This window comes from Polycyclovorans algicola TG408 (genome assembly GCF_000711245.1).
Classification (GTDB): Bacteria; Pseudomonadota; Gammaproteobacteria; order Nevskiales; family Nevskiaceae; genus Polycyclovorans; species Polycyclovorans algicola.
Genome location: NZ_JOMH01000001.1, coordinates 2,202,071 through 2,222,032, shown reverse-complemented (window position 1 = coordinate 2,222,032; position 19,962 = coordinate 2,202,071). Strand labels below are relative to the sequence as shown.

The following is a 19,962-nucleotide window of genomic DNA, read 5'->3' as shown; positions in this document are numbered from 1 at the left end:
GCGTTACAGCGGGTGGGTCAGAATCCGCGCTTGCCGTTGTCGACCGTCACCACGCGACCGTTTTCCAGGGTCAGCAACCGCTGCAGGGTACCGGGGCCAAAGTTGTAGACCCAGTTTTCGCGGAAGACCTCGATCACCTGCGGCGGGTAACCGTACCGGTCGAAGGGGCCATGCCGCGGGTGGCGTGGCGGCGCCAGCACGTGAAAGGCTTCGGCGCTGGTCGGCTCGCCGCAGCGCGCCAGCAGCCGGTATTTCGAAAGGCCCGGCACGATGTCGGTGTGGCGGCAGCCACCGCCGGGTCGCCGCGACAGGCCGTACCCGTCTGCGGTGATCGACTGCAACTGCTGGTCACGAAACAGCAGCACCTGAAGCAGTTGGCTGGGGCCAAAGTCATAGGTCCACTGCTCAACGCTCCGCGTCGGGCCGAAGCCGCCGGTGGGCGCAACCCCCCAGTCGTCACGAAACACCGGTTCACCGCACAGGGCCTGAACCTCGGCCGGTGTTGCGCCGGTCTGCACCAGACGTGAACCGCAGCGCAGCACGTCACTGGCGACAACGGGCGCCGCCCACACCCCCGAGAGGAGCCAAAGCACGATCACCAGCCGTTTCATCTGCACCTGCCTGAATAAACCGGCTACAGGGTGTGCCTGAGGTTGGCGAGCGGGTCAACCTATTGGCGAAATGGTCCCGCGATTGCGGGGCAGGAAACGGGGCAGCGGACACAAAAAAGGCCGGGCAGATGCCCGGCCTCGTGAGACGTCCCGGTGCCTTTAAAAGCTCGCGGCATCCAAGGCCATCAGGCTGTCAGCCCCGGCGCGAATCTGCTGCAGGTTCATCGCCGTTTCCGGCAGCATCTTGGCGAAGTAGAAGCGTGCGGTGGTCAGTTTGGTGGCGTAAAACTCGCCCTCACCCTGCTTTTCCAACGCCACCTTGGCCATACGCGCCCAGAAGTAGGCATAAACGAAGTGGCCCAGCAGGTGCATGTAGGGCACCGAAGCCGCGCCGACTTCATCCGGATTTTTCATCGCCTTCTGGCCGATTTCCATGGTCACTTTCTGCACCTCGGTGCCCAGTGCCGCCAGCGGGCCGAGGAATTCCTTCATCGCCTCGTTGCCGCTTTCTGCCTTGACCAACTCGGTGACGAGCTTGCCGAATTTTGTGAGCTTGGCGCCCATGTCCGAGAGCACCTTGCGGCCCAGCAGGTCCAGCGCCTGGATACCGTTGGTGCCTTCATAGATCATGTTGATGCGGGCATCGCGCACGTACTGCTCCATGCCCCATTCCTTGATGTAGCCGTGGCCGCCGAACACTTGCATGCCGAGGGTCGTGGACACATAGCTCTGCTCGGTGATGAAGCCCTTGACGATGGGCGTGAGCAACGCGACCAGATCGCCCATTTCGTTGCGGACTTTCTCGTCGGGATGACCGTGCTCCTTGTCGATCATCAGGCCAGTCCAGTAGGTGAAGGCACGGGCGCCTTCAACGTGGGCCTTCTGGGTGAGCAGCATGCGGCGCACGTCGGGGTGGACGATGATCGGATCGGCGGGCTTGTCGGGCGCCTTCTTGCCGGTCAGAGAACGCATTTGCAGGCGGTCCTTGGCATAAGCAACGGAGTTTTGGTAGGCGGTTTCGGCCAGGCCCAACGACTGCATGCCCACGCCCAGACGCGCGCCGTTCATCATCACGAACATGGCGTTGAGGCCCTTGTGCGGCTCACCGACCAGCCAGCCGGTGGCGCCGTCGAGGTTCATCACGCAGGTGGCGTTGCCGTGAATACCCATCTTGTGTTCCAGCGCGCCGCACTTGATGGTGTTGCGCTTGCCCAGCCCGCCGTCGGCGGTGGGGATGAACTTGGGCACGATGAACAGCGAGATGCCCTTGGTGCCGGCTGGGGCATCCGGCAGGCGCGCCAGCACCAGGTGAATGATGTTTTCGGCCAGGTCGTGCTCGCCTGAGCTGATGAAAATCTTCTGGCCAGTGATGGCGTAGCTGCCGTCACCGTTGTCTTCGGCCTTGCTGCGCAACATACCCAGGTCGGTGCCGCAATGGCTTTCGGTGAGGCACATGGTGCCGGTCCAGTGGCCCGACACCAGCTTGGGCAGGTAAGCGGCTTTTTGCTCCGGTGTGCCATGCGCCACCAGCGCCGCATAGGCGCCGTGGGTCAGGCCGGGGTACATGGTCCACGACTGGTTGGCGCTGTTGAGCATTTCATAAAGCACGTTGTTGACGACTTCGGGCAGGTCCTGGCCACCGAAGTCGCTGCTGCACGCCAGCGCCGGCCAGCCCGCTTCCACATATTGCGCGTAGGCCGCCGCAAACCCGGCAGGGGCTTTGACCTCGCCGGTGGCCTTGTCGAGGGTGCAGCCTTCTTCATCGCCCGACTGGTTCAGCGGGAAGATCACTTCAGAGGCGAACTTGCCCGCTTCTTCGGCAATCGAGTTGATGGTGTCGGCGTCCATCTCGGCGTGCTTGGGAATGGCCTTGAGTTCGGCCTCCACATTCAGCACTTCGTGAAGGACAAACTGCATGTCACGCAGGGGGGCGGTGTATTGGCCCATGGTCAAGCTCCAGAGTAAGTAATCGGTTGAGATCGCGGATCTCGTTGCCGTGATTATGCGAGCTAGCGCTGCCAATCGGGAGACAAATAAGCCTTACTGCGTCAAGCGATGGCGCTCACCAGAACCAGGCAAAAATGAAGATGAACAGCATTGCCAGCGACACGGCGAGCTTGACCAGGGTGCCGACAATCAGCCCCACCCACGTCGCCAGGCCCACTTCGGTGGCGCGCGCTGGGCCGCCGCGAGCAATCAGTTCGCCGCCCACGGCGCCGATAAAGGGGCCCAGCAGCAAACCCGGCAGGCCGAAGAAAATGCCAATCACCGAGCCAATCAGCGCACCCCAGATGGCCTCCGGGCTGGCGCCGACGCGCTGCGCGCCGAACACGCTGGCCAAAAAGTCCACCGCCACGGCAAACACGGTCATGACACCGAGCAGGATCAAGGTCCAACTGCCGACGCGCAGGTAATCGTCGACCAACGCCGCCAGCCACAGTCCGGCGAACAGAATGGGGACACCGGGCAGCACCGGCAAAATCACGCCGGCCAGCCCCACCAGCACCAGCACCGCCACCAGCAACCACAGCAGAATCTCAACCATGCCGTCGGGTCCATGCGGCGCCAGGGCCACCGCCCGCCGAACGCACGGCTCGTAGACTGCGCTTCAACCTTTCCACTGGCTTGCCCCTCATGTCAGCTCACTATCCTCATTTGCTGGCCCCTCTTGATCTGGGTTTCACCACCCTACGCAACCGCGTGTTGATGGGGTCGATGCACACCGGGCTTGAAGACCGCCGGAAGAACTTCCCGCGCCTGGCCGCCTATTTTGCCGAGCGCGCACGCGGCGGTGTCGGCTTGATTGTCACTGGCGGCTTTTCGCCCAACGTAGTGGGCTGGGTTTCGCCGCTGGCTGGCCAACTGAGCTCCAGCCGCGCGGCGCGCGCGCATCAGATCATTCCCAAGGCCGTGCACGACGAAGGCGGCAAGATCGCCCTGCAAATTCTGCATGCCGGCCGCTACGGCTATCACCCGTTCAATGTGGCGCCGTCAAAGATCAAAAGCCCGATCACCCCGTTTGCCCCCAGCGCGCTGACCGAAGACGGTATTGAGCGGCAAATTCGCGCCTTCGTCCGCTGCGCCGAACTGGCGCGTGAGGCCGGCTACGACGGCGTTGAGGTGATGGGCTCCGAGGGCTATCTGATCAACCAGTTTCTGGTGAAGCACACCAATCACCGCGAGGACGACTGGGGCGGCACCTATGAAAACCGCATGCGCTTTCCCGTTGAGATCGTGCGCCGTGTGCGCGAGGCGGTGGGGCCCGACTTCATCCTCATCTACCGGTTGTCGATGCTTGACCTGATCCCCGACGGGCAAACCTGGGAAGAGGTGGTGATGCTGGCCAAGGCCATCGAAGCGGCCGGCGCGACGATCATCAACACCGGCATTGGCTGGCACGAAGCGCGTGTGCCCACCATCGTCACCAGCGTGCCGCGCGCGGCCTTCGCCTGGGTCACAGAGAAGATGAAGGCCGAAATCAAGATTCCGCTGTGCACCACCAACCGCATCAACACGCCCGAGGTCGGCGAGCAAATTCTGGCTGACGGCATGGCCGACATGGTCAGCATGGCGCGCCCGTTCCTCGCCGACGCGCAGTTCATCAGCAAGGCCGCCGCCGGCAAGGCCGACCGCATCAATACCTGCATTGCCTGCAACCAGGCGTGTCTGGATCACAGCTTTCAGCTCAAGACCGCGTCATGTCTGGTCAACCCCTACGCCTGCCATGAAACCCTGATGGTCAGCCAGCCGGCCGCGCGCCGGAAGCGCGTCGCAGTGGTGGGTGCCGGTCCGGCGGGGCTGGCGTGCTCGACGACGCTGGCCGAACGCGGACACGAGGTGAGCCTGTTCGATGGTGCCGACGAGATTGGCGGGCAGTTCAACCTTGCCAAACTGGTGCCTGGCAAAGAGGAGTTTCACGAAACCCTGCGCTACTTCAATCACCGTCTGAGCGACACCGGTGTCACCGTCAAACTGGGCGCCCGCGTCGACGCCGACATGCTGGCCGCCGGTGGATTTGACGACATCATTCTGGCCACCGGCGTCATCCCGCGCGACCCGAAGATTCCGGGGCAGGACGCGCATGCGGCCAATGGCAAGGTCAAGAGCTATATCGAGGTACTGCGCGGCGCCAAGCTCGGCCCGAAAGTGGCCGTGGTCGGCGCTGGCGGCATCGGCTTCGACGTGTCGGAGTTTCTGGTGATGGCGCAACCCTCCCCGACCCTCGATCGCCACGCCTGGGAGGCCGAATGGGGCGTCACCGACCCGGCATCGCAACGCGGCGGCGTGACGCGACCGCACATCACCCCACCCGCTCACCAGGTCACGCTGCTGCAGCGCAAGGCCGAAACCGTGGGCAAGCGTCTCGGCAAGACCAGCGGCTGGGTGCATCGCGCCAGCCTGAAGATGAAGCAGGTCGAGATGCTCAGCGGCGTCAACTACGAAGCCATCGACGAACGCGGCCTGCTGATCAGCTTTGGCGAGAAGCGCGAAAAAGCCACGCTGCTCGAAGTCGACAGCATCGTGCTCTGTGCAGGCCAGGTCAGTGACCGCAGCCTTCAGGCGCCGCTGTTGGCGGCGGGTTGCTCGGTGCACCTAATTGGCGGCGCTGACGAAGCCGGTGAGCTGGACGCCAAGCGCGCGATCAAGCAGGGCACCGAGCTGGCCTTGCGACTTTGAGCTTGCGCGGTCAGCCCGTTGCCGGGAGCTCGACCGGGCGATGCCGCAGAACCCACCAGCGCCAGGTCAGACCGGCGGCGGCAAGCGCCAGGCCGAGGATGAACCCGATCCAGATCCCGGTCGGACCCATCCCTTGCGCGAAGGCCAGCCACACCGCGACCGGCATCGCCACCGCCCAGTAGGCGATCACGGTGATGATCATCGGCGTGCGGGTGTCCTGACGGCCGCGCAGGGCGCCGTTGGCCGAAGCCTGGATGCCGTCGAACAGTTGAAACAGCGCAGCAAAGCCGAGAAAACTCACTGCCAGTGCCGACACGGCCGGGTCGGTGGTGTACAGACGGATGATGGCACCGGGTGCGGTCCACATCAGTAACGCCGACAAAAGCGCAAAGCCAATGGCGATGACGATGCCGGCATTCCCGGCGCGCGCCGCCGCCGGCAGATCGCCCCGCCCCAAGGCATCACCGACCCGCACCGTGGCCGCCATGCCAATCGACAACGGCACCATGAAGGCCATGGCCGCAAAGTTGATCGCGATTTGATGCGCGCCGATGGCGATGTCACCGAACTGGGCAATGAACAGGGCGCCCACCTGAAACAGCCACGCTTCGGCCGTGAGAATCAGCGCGACCGGAACGCCCAGCTTGAGCAAGGCCACGCTACCGGTCCAGGCATGACGGCGTAGCTGCGAGGTCAGCTGCAGCGCGCGCAACACCGGCAGCCGCCAGTAGGCGCCTGCATAGGCCAGCAGCATCACCATCACCGACAGCACGCTGGCCCAGGCGGCACCATCGGAGGCCATCTCGGGCAGCCCCCAGCGACCGTAAATCAGCACGGCGTCGGCGAGCACGTTGACGCCTAGCCCGATCAGCCCGATCAGCAGCGGAATGCGCGGCCGCTGCAGCGCTTCGGTCATGTTGCGCAGCGCAAAGCACCAGCACAGCGGCACGCAGGCAAAGCTGACGATGAACAGATAATCGGCCGCACCGGCCTGCACCGCCTCGGACACCCCCAGCCGGCTGACGATCAGCCGGGCGCTGAGCAGACTCGCGGCCATCCAAACCAGGCCCAGCACGGTCGCCAGACCCAGTGCGCCGCAGAGTTGCTGACCCAGCACGTCCGGGCGCGCGCCGGCACCGCGCAGCGCCGCCAACCGTGCCGCCAGCGCCAAAAACAACCCGGAGAGCGTCACCAGACCCAGAAAGAAAATGTTGGTGCCCAGGGCCACTGCCGCCAAGGTTTCCGGCCCGTGATGACCGGCAAAGATGGTGTCGACCGTGCCCATGCTCATGAACAACAGCTGCGAACCGACAATGGGCAGCGCCAGTCGCAGGGTTCGTTTCAGTTCGAGGGTCAGAAGTTGCACGGTGTGGCTTGGGTTCGAGGCGCCTTTGGCTGCCATGACCGGCGAGGTCGGCGGCAGGGCGGATGCTGATTGAATGCGCCGCGTCTAAGCTTGCAGCTGCTGACGCACCGCGTTGGCGGCGCGCAGTCTATTGCACCGGAGCACGAGGAACATCATGACTTGGGTACTGATCATCCCGCTGGCCATCATTACGGCCTTGCTGGTCTGGCGCATTGGGCACTTGCAACGCCTGGTCACACACATGCGCACCGAGCTGGCTGGCCTGACCGACGCCGCCGTGCTGCAGGCGCCCGACGCTGCAGCGCTGATCGGCAGCCCGCGGCCCACGCTGATCACCATCGAGATTCTCAATCCCTTCGAACTCGCGATGAAAGAAAACCGCTTCGCCGGGCCGGCCGCTGCGGTGGCCCCAGACCTGCTACGCCAGGAAGTCACCCGGCAGGCGCTGCAGCGGGTGCGCGAAGAGTTGGTCAAGCAAGGCGTCAAGGCCGAGGTCAGGGTCGTTCGTGGCGCTTAGTGCCGCATTGTTGCTGGCGGTACTCGTCGCCTGGGGTGTGGTCACCTGGTGGCGACTGGAGCGTGACGCGCGCGCGCTGGCCGACAGCCTGCGACGCGTCGCGTTGCGCGCACTCGATACCCAGTTGCGACTCGATGCGCAGGCGCGCCTTGCCCGTGCGCAGCAGTTCACCGAAAGCGCCGTTGGACTGACCAGTGCGACGGTCCGTGCCGTTCACCGGGGCATCGCCTCGATTCCCTTTGCCATTCTCGCCAACAAGCCGGGGGCCAAGGAGAAGGTGCTGAAAGCCCAGGCCGCGCACGACGAAACCGCCGAAGCGGTCTACGAGGGCATCAACGCCATCAATCGTCTGGTGGGACGCGGTGTGCGTCGTGGCATCGGCTTGCGCGACAGCGAGACTTCAGCCGAAGTCGCCGGACCGACAACCCACGCCGATCAACCGGGCGCGCGGCGGCAGAAACCGCCCCACTGACGGTTGAGCTTCTCGACCTTCGGTGCCGCGACACCCTGGATATAGGGCTGCCCCGGATGACGCCGCGCGTAGTCGTGATGCGCCGCCTCGGCAGGATAAAAGGCCTCCAGCGCCGTGACTTCAGTGGCGACGGGTGCACTGAACACACCCGCCGCGTTCAGCGTTTCGATGTAATCGCGCACCCCTGCGGCCTGCGCCGCGTCCACCGCAAACACCGCCGAGCGGTATTGGGTGCCGACATCGTGACCCTGGCGATTGACCTGGGTCGGGTCGTGGGCCACGGCGAAGAAGATTTTTAGCAAGGTTTCGGCGCTGACTTTCGAAGGGTCGAAGCGCACGTCAATCACCTCGGCATGACCGGTCTGCCCCGAACACACATCGGCGTAGTGCGCCGTTGCCGCTGCACCGCCGGCATAACCCGGCGTCACTTCGGTAACGCCATCGACGAGCACGAAGACCGCCTCGGTGCACCAGAAGCAGCCGCCGCCCAGCACCAGACGGCCGCCACCCGCAGCGGCAAGTGAATCGGCCAAATCGGGGAGTTGCTCAGCGGTCAGTGTTGCCATGGTGAGGACTTCCGGGTTGATAGCGGGTGGGGTCGGCCAGGCCGGCGGCGGCAAAGCCTTCGCGGCGCAGCCGACAACTGTCGCAACGACCGCAGGCGCGGCCGCGCGAATCAGCCTGGTAACACGACACGGTCAGGGACCACGGCACGCCAAGAGCGGTGCCGCGGGCGATGATGTCGGCCTTGCCAAGCGTCATCAGCGGTGCCTCGATGCGCGGCCCGTGGCCTTCGACGCCCGACTTGGTCGCCACCGCAGCAAGCGCCGAAAAGGCGTCGATGAACGCAGGGCGGCAATCGGGATAGCCCGAGTAATCCACGGCGTTAACACCGATAAAAATCGCCTCGGCATCGAGCACCTCGGCCCAGCCAAGCGCCAGCGACAGAAACAACGTATTCCGCGCCGGTACGTAGGTCACCGGAATGCCGTCGCTGGCATCTTCGGGCACGGCGATACGTTGATCGGTCAACGCCGATCCGCCAAACCGACCGACATCCACCGTCAGGACCTGATGCGCCGCAGCCTTGAAGTGCGCGGCAATGGCCTCGGACGCGGCAAGCTCGGCTGAGTGGCGCTGACCATAGGCCACCGATAAGGCATACGCGGCATAGCCCTGGTCGACCACTTCGGCGAGCACGGTGGCCGAATCCAACCCGCCGGACAGCAGCACCACGGCGCGACGCTCAGTGGCCACCGAGGTCATCATCGCCCCGGCGTGGCGCCCCACAGCGCCTTGTGTAACTGGGTTTGAAAGCGCACCTCGCGACGGTCTTCGAGTATCCAGTCCGCAAGGTCGCGCGCGGGCAACTGATCGGCACTGGGGGAATAGAGCACGCGGGTCCGCGTCAATAGCGCGTGTTGGTCAACCATCGCGTTGGCCCAGTCGTAGTCGGCGCGCGAACAAATCACGAACTTGACCTCGTCATCGGCACGGAGATCGCTGAGGTTTTCCCAGCGGTTGCGCGCCTGCTCACCGGAGTCGGGCGTCTTCAGGTCCATCACCCGTCGCACTCGGCGATCAATGCCGCTGATGTCCAGGGCGCCACTGGTTTCGATGGACACCGCGTGTCCGCCGTCGCAGAGGCGACGCATCAGCCCGAGCACGGCGCGTTGCGCCAGCGGTTCACCGCCGGTGATACACACGCGACGTGTGGCGTAATCGGCAACCGTCGCGACGACCGTGTCGACGGTTTGCCACTGCCCACCGTGAAACGCATAGGCGGTGTCGCAGTATTGGCAGCGCAACGGACAGCCCGTCAGTCGTACGAAAACCGTGGGCCAGCCGACGCTGTCGGACTCGCCTTGCAGCGAGCGAAATATTTCGGTGATTTTGAGCCTTCCCCCGTCCACTTCAGCAGCCGGGGGTTGGTCTTCAGCCCGGATCGAACCGGACATGGTGCCACTCACCGCCCAGCGTCGAGGCGCTGCTGGGCAAGCCGCGCCGCATTGCTGGTCGGATAACGCGACACCACCTGTTGCAGCGTGCTGCGGGCATCACTGCCCTGCTTCAACTCTTCTTGGGCCAGTGCGAGCTTGAACATGGCGTCGGGCGCGCGCGGCGAGTCGGGATGCGAATCCACGACCTGCTTGAAGCCCGAGCGCGCCGTCTGAAAATCGCGTTTGACGAAGCTGGCCTCGGCCATCCAGTAGGCGGCGTTGTCGGAATACTGGCCATCGGGATACTGGGCCAGATGGCTGCGAAAACCCTTGATGGCCTCGTCGTACTTGCCGTTCTTGAGCAGTTCGAAGGTGGCCAGATAGCTGGCCTCTTCATCGGCATCAAACGGTGCCGCGCCACGCGCCTGTGACTGGGATCCTGCCGGCTCGGGGCTGGTGCCGACATTGGCGCCCCCCGCTGAGCCGCCGAGCCCCACCAGTGGCGGCATGGCACCGCCGCCGTTGAGTGTCCCGCTGCCACCTTCGAGTCGACGAATTCGCTGTTCGAGTTCGACAAATATCTGCTTGCCACGCTCTTCCTGCTGCCGCACGGCGTTGGTGAGTTCTTCGACCTGACCGCGAAGGTCGCGGACCTCACCGGCGACGTTGCTGCCGCTGTCATCGAGCGCCGAATCGATACCGTCGAGCCGGCGCTTGATGACGACCAATGCGTTCTCGGTGTCCTGCAACCGCCGCTCTTGCGGGCTCAGCTCGCCGCCTCCCCCTGAAATCGGCGATCCCGGCACGGCGCATCCGGACAAGCCCACCACGCCCAGTGCGAGCATGCCGGTGAGCACGTGCGGCCGGAGCCGCTGATTCATGAGGGGCGGCATTCTGATCACAGTCGGATGATCTCCACGCGGCGGTTCTGACCCCAGCAGGATTCGGTGCTCTCAATGCAGGTGGGACGTTCTTCGCCGTAGCTCAACGAGGTGATCTGCGCCGAACTGACACCGGCGCGACTCAGTGCGGCTTCAACCGCGCGACTGCGACGCTCGCCAAGGGCCAGGTTGTACTCGCGCGTCCCGCGTTCGTCGGTGTGACCTTCAAGGCGGACGCGAGCCGCGGGGTTGCCCAGCAGGTATTCCGCATAGGCGCGAACGGTGGCGGTGCCCTCGGAGGTCAGGGTGTCCTGATCGTACTCAAAGTAAACGACGTTCTTGGCCAGGGCGGCTTCGGCTTCCGCGCGGGCTTTGTCGGCGTCCGACAGGCTGCTGCCGCTATCACCCGAGAAGTCCTGCATCGGACGGGTGGCAGGGCGTTCGGTGGAACCGGATTGGGATGATCCTTCAATGGCATCTTTCGATCCGCCTGAGGCGCAAGCACTCAGGCCACCAACGACCAACATTACGGCACACAGACGAAGCGTTGAAAGTTTCATGGCAAATCCTAATGGGTGAACAGCAATAACGAGGCTTATGGGGACAACGGGGACCACGCCGGCTCGCGAACATCGCCGGTCTGACGCAGGCGGCTCTTGATACGGCCGTCTGTCGAAACAGTGCCCAACTCAGCGGAATTGCCCCGCTGTGTGGCGTAAATGATGACCGCGCCGTTGGGCGCATAGCTGGGGCTCTCATCCAGGCGCCCCTCGGTCAACAGGGTCATGCGCTTGGAGTCGAGATTGAGCGTTGCAACCCGATAGGCGCCCTGATCGAGGTTGATCAACACCAGATCGCGGCCGTCGGGCGAATAGCTGGCACGAAGATTCTGGCGGCCATCGAAGGTCAGTCGCTCGGGCTCACCGCCCTCGACCGGCACCCGATAGATGTGCGGGTTCCCGCCGCGATCCGAGGTGAAGACGATCTGGCGCCCATCGGGTGACCAGGCTGGTTCGGTGTCAATGCCGAAATGGGTGGTCAATCGGTTGCGCCGCCCGGTGGCGGTGTCGATGATGTAAATGTCGGGGTTGGTCTCGAACGACAGCGTCAAGGCGATTTTGGTGCCGTCCGGCGACCAGGCAGGCGAGCCGTTGATACCGCGCTCTGACACCAGCGTTTTCACCTGCCCGGTTCTCAACTCGTGCAGGTAAATGGCCGAGCGACCGCGCTCGTAGCCGACGTAGGCCAGTCGTGACCGGTCGGGCGACCACGACGGCGACATGATCGGTTCACGCGAGGTGGCGATGGTGCGGGGGTTGTAGCCGTCGGCATCGGCCACGATCAGTTGGAAACGCCGCTCAAAGCCGAGGCCCTGCGCCGCGACGTAGGCAATGCGGGTGTTGAACGCGCCCGGAATGCCGGTAAGCTTTTCAAAGATCAGGTCAGAAATCTGGTGCGCCAGATACCGCACCTGCGAGGGTGGCACCGGTGGCATGTCAAACCCGAGCAACTGCTCATTGAGCAGCGTGTCGACCAGCCAGAAACGGGCCCCGACATTACCGGAGGCCGGATCGAGGCGAAGCTGGCCGATGACCACGTTCTCCATGCGCACCGCACGCCAATTGGAACTGTTGAAGTTGGCAATGTCGGTGGGGCGCTCGAGCATGTTGTCGCGCGACATGGCGTCGAACAAACCGGTGCGGCTGAGGTTGGCCTCAATGATGCTGGCAACATCGGTTTCGATGCTGTCCGGCGTTTCGAAAGGCACCACCGCAATGGGACGCGCCGACTCCTGCCCCCCGGACACCGTGATCTCGAGCTGGGCAGACGCAGAGGAAACTGCGCCGAGCATCAATAGCCCAGTCAGCCACAACGTTATTTTGTTTGATCGTTCGAACATCATCGTCATTACCGTAGTTGTGCCGGTGTGAAGCGAAGGGCTACCCCGCCCTGCTTGCGAATTTCATCCATCAACAGCGGTTCGCGAATCGGCGGCAGCGGGTTGCTGCGTTCGATGGCCCGCACGACCTCCTGATCGTAAGTCGCATTACCTGAACGGTCGGCGAGTTGCGTGCTCATGACCGTACCGTCTTCCAGCACCTGGATGATAACGCGCGCCACAATGTCCTCCGGCACGCCGGGTGGCAGCCGGATGTTGTTGCGCAGCACGCGAATCACGTCACGCTCCCATTGGCTGAGCGCCCGCCCAATGCGCGCTTGGCGAATCGCCTGCTGTTCAGCCTCGATTTGCGCCTGGATGGCCGCTTCGCGTGCCGCCTGTTCGTCCGCCAGTCGCTGGGCCTCGGCTTCTTCACGCTTGCGCTGTTCTTCACGACGTTCGCGTTCTTCTTCCTCACGCTTGCGCTGTTCTTCGAGCTCGCGCTGGCGTTCGGCCTCTTCTTCACGCTTGCGTTCAGCCTCGACCGCCGCTGCTTTGGCGGCGGCGACCTGCTCTTCGATCTTGCGCTGCTCCTGCTCCTGCTTTTCCTTCTTCTCTTTGGCCTCGCGCTCGCAGGCACGCTGCCGTTCCGCGATCAGCCGCAGTGCCGCCTCACGCTGGGCAGCATTGCCGCGCCGCGCCTCGTCACGCATTGCACCGATGTTGTCGCAGTCCAGCTTCAGGGCGATCGCATCGGTGAATTTCTTGACCGCAACCGCCGGGTCCTCGGTCGGCTTGGCCGTGGGGGCAGGCGTTGGTGGCGGTGTTGGCTTGGCCGTCGGCGGCGGGGTCGGCGGCGGCGTTGGCTCGACAGTCGGCTGGGGGGTCGGTCGCGGCGGCGGTGTTGCATCGGGCAACGGCTCGACCAGTGAGACCTCCATGTATTCGATGACTTCAGGGTCGCGCTTGAACAACTCCGGCAGCAGGATCAGTAGGAGCACGAACAGCAAATGCGCCAGAGCCGCCAGCGCAAGGTGGATTCGACGAACGCCCATCGGCTCAACGGCCCGTCCTGACAGATTCGGTCGGCTTGGTGATGAACCCGAGCTTCTTCACACCGATGCCCTGCAAGGTCGACATGGCCTGCGCCACGGCGGCGTACTGCGCGGCGCCATCGCCTTCGAGCAGGATCAACTGGTCAGGGTTGGCCTCGACCAGGATGTTGACCTGCTCGGCCAGCAGCGTCAGGTCCATCGGCTCATCAGGACGTTCACCGCGGTTGAGAAAATACTGGCCACGGTCGTCAACGGACACGATGGTCGGTTCGTCATCGGTCGAGATGGTCTGGGCTTCGGTTTGCGGCAGGTCCACTTCGATGCCCTGGGTCATCAACGGTGCAGTGATCATAAAAATGACCAGCAACACCAGCATCACATCGATGTAGGGCACCACGTTGATTTCGGATGAAAGCTTGCGACGCGCCATGTAAGGCTCCTGACTCGTGGACTTCGGCTTAACCGCGCTGGCTGCTGCGCAGGCTGCGTTCGACAATGCCGATCATCTCGTCAGAGAACGTCGTGTAACGGTTCTCGAGCCGCTCAATACGCCGGCTGTAGATGTTGTAAGCGATGTAAGCCGGGATGGCGGCGATCAGACCCATGGCGGTGGCGATCAGCGCTTCGGCAATACCGGGGGCCACGGCGGCCAGCGACGCATTCTGCATCTGCCCGATGCCAATGAAGGCGTTCATGATGCCCCACACGGTGCCCAACAGACCGACGTACGGACTGACCGAGCCGATGGTCGCAAGCATCGACAGGCCATTTTCGGCCCGCTCCACCTCGCGAACCTGCGAGACGCGCATTTGACGCTGAATTGACGCAACCGCGTCATCGGCATCGAGTCGACCCCCGGTTTGCTGGCGCGTGTATTCCTCATAACCGGCATTGAAGATTGACGCGATGCCGTGTAAATCTTCATCTCGGCGGGTCTGCTCGTGCAAATCGGCGAGGTTGCCGCCACTCCAAAACTGCTCGTCAAAGTCGTTGGCATCATTGTCCAGCCGACGCAGCAGGCTGCGCTTGGAGAAGATCAGGGCCCACGACAGGATCGATGCGAGAACCAGCGCAACCAAAACAAACTGTGCGAACAAACTGGCACTGGCGATCAGGTGGGTAAACGACATATCCGACGGCATGCCAAATCCTCAAGAAATATGGGGGAAACAATCAATCCCTATTCTGACTGAAAAACCAATCCGGCAGGGGCTTGGGCCGGAAGGTCGTCACGTCGACGCAGCCGACTTTGACCGACAACCTGGCGAGCAAATCGCCGCTTTCGGCGTTAACGATGTTCTGTTCGAACACCAGACTCGCGCGTCGCTGGGTCGCCAGTTCGGTGAGCACACGGACGGTGTCTTCGAGTCGCGCCGGGCGACGGTACTGCACCGTCAACTCGGCCACGGTGAAGGCGATGCCGGTCTCGACGATCCAGTGTTGCTGCGCGCCGCCCAGTGCGCGCAACCAATCGCTACGGCCGCGTTCGGCCCACTTGAGGTAGTTGGCGTGGTAGACCACGCCGCTGGCGTCTGTGTCTTCCCAGTAGACCCGAAGGCTGAGTTCGTGCGGTGGCCTCATTCCTCAAACAGGTCCGGCTTTGTCAAGGACTCGGGCACGCGCAGGCCGTAGTGCTGATAGGCCAGGCGCCCGGCGACACGGCCACGCGGGGTGCGCATCAGGTAGCCCTGCTGAATCAGGTAAGGCTCAATGACGTCTTCGATGGTCTCGCGGGCTTCACCGATGGCCGCTGCCAGATTGTCGAGTCCGGCGGGTCCGCCATCGAATCGCTCGATGAGCATCAACAGCAATCGCCGGTCCATCAGGTCAAAACCATTGGTGTCGACTTCGAGCATCTGCAGCGCCTCGCCGGCAATGGCCGCCGTGATGATGCCGCTGGCGCGAACCTCGGCATAGTCCCGCACGCGCCGCAACAGTCGGTTGGCAATGCGCGGCGTGCCGCGCGCGCGGCGGGCGATTTCCAGCGCGCCTTCAGGTTCGAGCGTCACTTTCAGAATGGTGGCCGAGCGGGCAACGATGGAGGCCAGATCGGGCACCGAGTAAAACTCCAGCCGCTGAACGATGCCGAAGCGGTCCCGAAGCGGACTGGTCAGGCTGCCGGCGCGCGTGGTGGCGCCGACCAGGGTGAACGGCGGCAGGTCGATGCGAATCGACCGGGCGGCCGGCCCTTCGCCGATCATGATGTCGAGCTGATAGTCCTCCATGGCCGGGTACAGCACTTCTTCAACCACTGGCGACAGGCGGTGAATCTCGTCGACGAACAGCAGATCGTGGGGCTCGAGGTTGGTCAGCAGCGCCGCAAGGTCGCCCGCCCGCTCGAGGACCGGGCCCGAGGTCTGCCTCAGGTTGACGCCCATCTCGGCCGCCAGAATGTGCGCCAGTGTGGTTTTGCCAAGACCCGGCGGACCGAAGATCAACACATGGTCAAGGGCTTCAGCGCGGCGCCGCGCCGCTTCGATGGCGATGCCCATTTGCTCGGACACGCGGGGCTGGCCGACATAATCCTGCAAGGTCTGCGGCCGAATGGCGCGCTCGATCCGCAGCTCCTCCTCGGCTCGCTGACCCGAGACCAGCCGTTCGTCACTCATCGAATCGCCCGCTTCAGCGCACGCTGAATCAGCGTCTCGGTGTCGAGGCCCTCTTCAAACACGGCCTGACTGAGGCGCTCGACTTCGGCCGGCTTGTAGCCCAGCGAGGCCAGCGCCGCACGGGCTTCCTGCAAGGCGCCGACCGGCGCCGCGCCACCATAGCCCGCCGAGAGCCCCTCGGCCTGGGTCGCGCCGGCTTTGTCGCGCAGCTCCATGATCAAGCGCTCAGCGGTTTTCTTGCCGATACCCGGTAACTTTGAAAAGCGCGCTACATCGCCGGCACGCACCGAGTTCCAGAATTCGTCGACCTGCATGCCGGAGAGAATCGCCAGCGCTAATTTTGGGCCAATGGCCGACACGCGAATCAGGTCGCGGAACAACTTGCGCTCGGTCAGCGAGCCGAAGCCGAACAGCAGGTGCGCGTCCTCACGCACCACCAGATGCGTGTGCAGGGTCACGGCCTCACCCAGCGCCGGCAGTTTGTAGAACGTCGACATCGGGGCTTCGACTTCGTAGCCGACACCGCCGACATCGACCATCAACGACGGCGGCGCCTTGAGGACCAGCTTGCCGTAGAGGCGTCCGATCATTTCCAGGATCCCACAAAGGTTTGCCCGGTGGCCAGCCGTGTGGCGCGTACCCGGGCGTGTGTCAGCGCCACGCCCAGGGCGTCGGCCGCATCACTGACCGGCGCGACATCGAGCTTCAGCAACATGCGCACCATCTGCTGAATCTGCGTTTTGTCGGCGCGGCCCGACCCGGTCACCGCCTGCTTGACCTGTGAGGCGCTGTATTCGGCGACCGTGAGCCCGCGCAACCCCAGCGCACAAAAGGCCACGCCGCGCGCCTGGCCGAGCACCAGGGCGCTGGCGGCATTGACACGATTGACGAAGGTTTCTTCCAGCGCCGCTTCGTCAGGCCGATGTTCGTCGATCACTTCGCAGAGGCGCCGAAAAATGAGGTTTAGCCGCTCGGCCATCGACCCGTCGACACTGTTGATGCGGCCGCAGGCGACGTAATGTTCGGCGCGTCCGACCACGTCAATCACACCGAATCCGGTGTGACGCGAGCCGGGATCGATACCGAGAATGCGGGTCACACTCAGCCGGGCCAGTCAGCGTTGGCGTAGACGCTCTGCACGTCGTCCAACTCTTCGAGTCGCTCCACCAGCTTGGCCACCCGCTCGGCGTCTTCACCCTGTACCGCCACGGTGGTCGCCGGGCGTTGCACAACGGCGGCTTCGAGATACGGCAGACCCAGGGTATCGACGGCCGCCTTGACTGCCGCAAACTGGGCCGGCGCGGCCACAACCTCGACGATGCCGCCGTCGCTGATCACATCGTCGGCGCCGGCCTCCAGCGCCAATTCGAGCAGCTTTTCCTCAACGGCCGGATCGTCGAGCTCGAGCAGCAGCTGGCCCTGCTCAGTGAACATGTACGCCACTGAGCCACTGGTGCCGAGGCTGCCGCCCATTTTCGAGAACGCGTGGCGTACCTCAGCCACGGTGCGTGTCGGGTTGTCGGTCATGCAGTCGACCATCACCGCGACGCCGCCGGGTGCATAGCCCTCGTAGCGGATTTCCTGAGTGGCGTCAGCGCCCTCACCGGCGGCGCGCTTGGTGGCGCGCTCGATGGTGTCCTTCGGCATGTTCTGCGCCAACGCCCGGCTGATGGCGAGACTTAAGCGACCGTTGTTGTCAGGGTCGGCGCCGCCTTGACGCGCCGCCATGCTGATTTCACGAATCAGCTTTGTGAACAAACGCCCGCGCTGGGCGTCGGATGCGCCCTTGCGGTTGGCAATACTCGGGCCACGTCCCATTGGTGTTCCTCAAACCCTAAAACGTGAGCCGCAGCCCGATGTGCATGCCGTTGTCGACGGTGAAACGGCCGACATTTTCAAACTTGTAACGAACGTGGCGAGCGCCGACGTAAATGGCGCCGCCGCGGATGATCTCGTAAGCGGCGTCGACACCGATCTGGGTGTAGCCCTCGACGTCACTGAACGAGGTGACGCTGGGCGCGATGTAGCCGTAGGCCCCCAGCGAGAAGCGGTCAGCCGTCGGCAGCTTGGCGCGCGCTTCGCCGCCAAACGCGACGGTGAAGCCGTCACGCGCACCCTTGTCGAGGTAAAGCAGGCGGGCACCAAGACCGGCGGTCAGATCGAACTCGCGCGCACCCGCGTCACCAGTGACCAAAAACTGGGCGTGAAACTGCCGCAGCGTGGGCTCATCGTCAGGCCGGGTCAGAAACCCGAACTGGTAGCTCGCCGTGCTGCTGCGCAGGTTGGGCGCATCACCGGTGAAATGGCCACTGAAACTCTTGTCACCGACATTCAGGTCCAACTCGGCGGCCTGTGCCGTCAGTGGCAGGACAGATCCCAGCGCCAGGCTGAGGGCGACGATGACACCGGGGCGATTAAAAAAACCTTGCATCCGTTGACTCCTGCGGCTCAGGCCGCTTTCTTCTTGTTGATGGCGTGTATGGCACGGCCATCAACCGACAGTACCGCCTCGTGGAAATTCTCTGACAGCGTCGGGTGGCCGTGCATGGTCAGCGCAATGTCTTCGCAGGTGGCGGCAAACTCCAGCGCCAGCACGGCTTCGGCGAGCAGCTCGGAGACGTACGGCCCCACCATGTGCACCCCAAGAATCCGGTCGGTCTTGGCGTCGGCAATGACCTTGATCTGCCCCACCGCCGCTTCCAGCGCCTTGGCGCGGCCATTGCCGGCAAACGAGGTGGCGCCGGTCTTCACCTCATGGCCCGCCGCTTTGGCTTCGGCCTCAGACAGACCCACCCACGCCACTTCGGGCGAGGTATAAATGACACTGGGCACCGCCTTGTAATTGACCTGGGTGTGGTGCCCGGCCAGTTGCTCGACCAGGGCCACGCCTTCTTCAATGGCCTTGTGCGCCAGCATGGCGCCGCCGATGACGTCGCCCGTGGCATAGACATTTTTCAGGTTGGTGCGATAGCCTTTGTCGACCTTGATGAAGCCGCGCTCGTCAAGTTCAAGCCCGACGTCCTTTGCGCCCAGTTTGTCGGTGAAGGGCCGGCGACCGACCGCAACGATGAGCTTGTCAAAGGTCTCGGTTTCGGTCTTGCCCTTGAACTCGAAGCTGACCTGAACGCCCTTGCCCTTCTTCTCGGCCTTGATGACCTTGGCACCGAGGCGGATGTCGAGCCCCTGTTTGCCGTAATGACGCAGCGCTTCTTTGCTGATGGCGGCATCAACCATGGGCAGGAAGGTATCAACGGCTTCGAGCAACACGGTCTGCGCGCCCAGGCGCGACCAGACGCTGCCCAACTCAACGCCGATGACGCCGGCCCCGATGATGCCGAGCCGCTTGGGCACGGCGGTGAAGTCGAGCGCGTCCCACGAGTCGACGATGAACTCACCATCGTGCGGGGCAATTTTTAACTGAACTGGCTCGGAGCCGGTGGCAACGATGATGTGCTCGGCCTCGAGCACCTGCTTGTCACCCTTGTGCGGCGTGACCTCCACCTTGCCGTCGCCCAGAAGCTTGGCCCAGCCTTCGATGCCGGTGACGCCGTTGGCCTTGAACAGCGCACCAATGCCGCCGGTCAACCCGCTGCTGATCTTGTCTTTACGCGCTTGCATGGCGGCGAGGTCAAAGGCCACTTTGCCGGTGCTGATACCGTGCAAGGTCAATTCGTGCTGCGCCTTGTGCAGCATCTCCGAGCTTTCGAGCAGCGCCTTGGACGGGATGCACCCGGCATTGAGGCAGGTGCCACCAAACGCGGGCTTGCCGTCGCGATTGAGCCAGGCATTGATGCAGGCCACCTTCTGACCCAGTTGCCCAGCGCGGATGGCCGCAGGATAACCCCCGGTGCCGCCCCCGATCACAATCACGTCATAGCGCTCACTCACGACGGTTTACTCCTGTTCTTGCATGGGATAACAATTATCATTGTCGCCGGAAACGGTGGCGCAATGG

At 63.8% G+C, this 19,962-nt stretch carries 23 protein-coding genes; 3 read left to right on the top strand and 20 right to left on the bottom strand.

Features of this window, described 5'->3' with window-relative positions; genetic code table 11:
• Positions 1 to 17 precede the first annotated feature (17 nt).
• The 3 genes from U741_RS18425 to U741_RS0110675 form a co-directional block, all read right to left on the bottom strand.
• Positions 18 to 611, bottom strand: a complete 594-nt coding sequence (locus U741_RS18425; RefSeq protein ID WP_052378701.1) for a DUF2845 domain-containing protein — start codon at positions 609 to 611, stop codon at positions 18 to 20.
• A 159-nt stretch (positions 612 to 770) separates the two neighbouring features.
• Positions 771 to 2,558 (bottom strand): acyl-CoA dehydrogenase C-terminal domain-containing protein, encoded by a 1,788-nt coding sequence (locus U741_RS0110680; protein ID WP_029890464.1) that lies wholly within the window; start codon positions 2,556 to 2,558, stop codon positions 771 to 773.
• Positions 2,559 to 2,673: 115 nt separating this feature from the next.
• Positions 2,674 to 3,156: a DUF456 domain-containing protein gene (locus U741_RS0110675; protein ID WP_029890463.1), complete on the bottom strand. Its 483-nt coding sequence runs from the start codon at positions 3,154 to 3,156 to the stop codon at positions 2,674 to 2,676.
• An 89-nt stretch (positions 3,157 to 3,245) separates the two neighbouring features.
• Between U741_RS0110675 and U741_RS0110670 the strand changes: the two genes are divergently transcribed.
• Positions 3,246 to 5,288, top strand: coding sequence for an NADPH-dependent 2,4-dienoyl-CoA reductase (locus U741_RS0110670; protein WP_029890462.1), 2,043 nt, complete (start codon positions 3,246 to 3,248; stop codon positions 5,286 to 5,288).
• Positions 5,289 to 5,298: 10 nt separating this feature from the next.
• Here U741_RS0110670 and U741_RS0110665 read toward each other — a convergent pair whose 3' ends face one another.
• Positions 5,299 to 6,654: an MATE family efflux transporter gene (locus U741_RS0110665; protein WP_235200317.1), complete on the bottom strand. Its 1,356-nt coding sequence runs from the start codon at positions 6,652 to 6,654 to the stop codon at positions 5,299 to 5,301.
• Between the two features lie 154 nt (positions 6,655 to 6,808).
• Between U741_RS0110665 and U741_RS0110660 the strand changes: the two genes are divergently transcribed.
• Positions 6,809 to 7,171 carry a hypothetical protein gene (locus U741_RS0110660; RefSeq protein WP_029890460.1) on the top strand — a complete coding sequence of 121 codons (363 nt, stop codon included), beginning with the start codon at positions 6,809 to 6,811 and terminating at the stop codon, positions 7,169 to 7,171.
• A complete protein-coding gene (locus U741_RS0110655; RefSeq protein WP_152551569.1) occupies positions 7,161 to 7,643 on the top strand; it encodes a hypothetical protein in 483 nt (160 codons plus the stop codon). The genes U741_RS0110660 and U741_RS0110655 overlap by 11 nt, the downstream gene beginning before the upstream one ends.
• Here U741_RS0110655 and msrA read toward each other — a convergent pair.
• From msrA to lpdA, 16 genes are read right to left on the bottom strand one after another with little or no spacing between them, the layout of a single operon-like run.
• The gene (msrA, locus tag U741_RS0110650; RefSeq protein ID WP_052379017.1) at positions 7,607 to 8,209 is read right to left on the bottom strand and encodes a peptide-methionine (S)-S-oxide reductase MsrA; all 603 of its coding nucleotides are present in this window, start codon (positions 8,207 to 8,209) and stop codon (positions 7,607 to 7,609) included. The genes U741_RS0110655 and msrA overlap by 37 nt on opposite strands.
• Positions 8,190 to 8,909 carry a 7-cyano-7-deazaguanine synthase QueC gene (gene queC, locus U741_RS0110645; RefSeq protein WP_152551701.1) on the bottom strand — a complete coding sequence of 240 codons (720 nt, stop codon included), beginning with the start codon at positions 8,907 to 8,909 and terminating at the stop codon, positions 8,190 to 8,192. Before queC ends, msrA begins: the two co-directional genes overlap by 20 nt.
• The gene (queE, locus tag U741_RS0110640; protein ID WP_029890456.1) at positions 8,909 to 9,601 is read right to left on the bottom strand and encodes a 7-carboxy-7-deazaguanine synthase QueE; all 693 of its coding nucleotides are present in this window, start codon (positions 9,599 to 9,601) and stop codon (positions 8,909 to 8,911) included. The genes queC and queE overlap by 1 nt, the downstream gene beginning before the upstream one ends.
• A gap of 8 nt (positions 9,602 to 9,609) precedes the next feature.
• Positions 9,610 to 10,464, bottom strand: a complete 855-nt coding sequence (gene ybgF / locus U741_RS18420) for a tol-pal system protein YbgF (RefSeq protein ID WP_052378699.1) — start codon at positions 10,462 to 10,464, stop codon at positions 9,610 to 9,612.
• Between the two features lie 17 nt (positions 10,465 to 10,481).
• Entirely contained in the window at positions 10,482 to 11,024 is a 543-nt protein-coding gene (pal, locus tag U741_RS0110630) for a peptidoglycan-associated lipoprotein Pal (RefSeq protein ID WP_029890454.1), read from the bottom strand.
• A gap of 35 nt (positions 11,025 to 11,059) precedes the next feature.
• On the bottom strand, positions 11,060 to 12,316 hold the full coding sequence (gene tolB / locus U741_RS0110625) for a Tol-Pal system beta propeller repeat protein TolB (RefSeq protein ID WP_152551568.1): 1,257 nt from the start codon (positions 12,314 to 12,316) through the stop codon (positions 11,060 to 11,062).
• Between the two features lie 56 nt (positions 12,317 to 12,372).
• The gene (gene tolA / locus U741_RS0110620; RefSeq protein WP_029890452.1) at positions 12,373 to 13,398 is read right to left on the bottom strand and encodes a cell envelope integrity protein TolA; all 1,026 of its coding nucleotides are present in this window, start codon (positions 13,396 to 13,398) and stop codon (positions 12,373 to 12,375) included.
• 4 nt (positions 13,399 to 13,402) lie between these two features.
• Positions 13,403 to 13,828, bottom strand: a complete 426-nt coding sequence (gene tolR / locus U741_RS0110615) for a protein TolR (RefSeq protein ID WP_029890451.1) — start codon at positions 13,826 to 13,828, stop codon at positions 13,403 to 13,405.
• A gap of 28 nt (positions 13,829 to 13,856) precedes the next feature.
• Positions 13,857 to 14,540: a protein TolQ gene (gene tolQ, locus U741_RS0110610; protein ID WP_029890450.1), complete on the bottom strand. Its 684-nt coding sequence runs from the start codon at positions 14,538 to 14,540 to the stop codon at positions 13,857 to 13,859.
• A 31-nt stretch (positions 14,541 to 14,571) separates the two neighbouring features.
• On the bottom strand, positions 14,572 to 14,979 hold the full coding sequence (locus U741_RS0110605) for a YbgC/FadM family acyl-CoA thioesterase (protein WP_029890449.1): 408 nt from the start codon (positions 14,977 to 14,979) through the stop codon (positions 14,572 to 14,574).
• The gene (ruvB, locus tag U741_RS0110600) at positions 14,976 to 16,007 is read right to left on the bottom strand and encodes a Holliday junction branch migration DNA helicase RuvB (RefSeq protein WP_029890448.1); all 1,032 of its coding nucleotides are present in this window, start codon (positions 16,005 to 16,007) and stop codon (positions 14,976 to 14,978) included. The genes U741_RS0110605 and ruvB overlap by 4 nt, the downstream gene beginning before the upstream one ends.
• Positions 16,004 to 16,597: a Holliday junction branch migration protein RuvA gene (gene ruvA / locus U741_RS0110595; RefSeq protein WP_029890447.1), complete on the bottom strand. Its 594-nt coding sequence runs from the start codon at positions 16,595 to 16,597 to the stop codon at positions 16,004 to 16,006. The genes ruvB and ruvA overlap by 4 nt, the downstream gene beginning before the upstream one ends.
• Positions 16,594 to 17,106, bottom strand: a complete 513-nt coding sequence (gene ruvC / locus U741_RS0110590) for a crossover junction endodeoxyribonuclease RuvC (RefSeq protein ID WP_043110262.1) — start codon at positions 17,104 to 17,106, stop codon at positions 16,594 to 16,596. The genes ruvA and ruvC overlap by 4 nt, the downstream gene beginning before the upstream one ends.
• Positions 17,107 to 17,108: 2 nt before the next feature.
• A complete protein-coding gene (locus U741_RS0110585; RefSeq protein WP_029890445.1) occupies positions 17,109 to 17,825 on the bottom strand; it encodes a YebC/PmpR family DNA-binding transcriptional regulator in 717 nt (238 codons plus the stop codon).
• A gap of 16 nt (positions 17,826 to 17,841) precedes the next feature.
• A complete protein-coding gene (locus U741_RS0110580) occupies positions 17,842 to 18,438 on the bottom strand; it encodes a YfaZ family outer membrane protein (RefSeq protein WP_029890444.1) in 597 nt (198 codons plus the stop codon).
• A gap of 17 nt (positions 18,439 to 18,455) precedes the next feature.
• Positions 18,456 to 19,895, bottom strand: a complete 1,440-nt coding sequence (lpdA, locus tag U741_RS0110575; protein WP_029890443.1) for a dihydrolipoyl dehydrogenase — start codon at positions 19,893 to 19,895, stop codon at positions 18,456 to 18,458.
• Between the last annotated feature and the right edge of the window lie 67 nt (positions 19,896 to 19,962).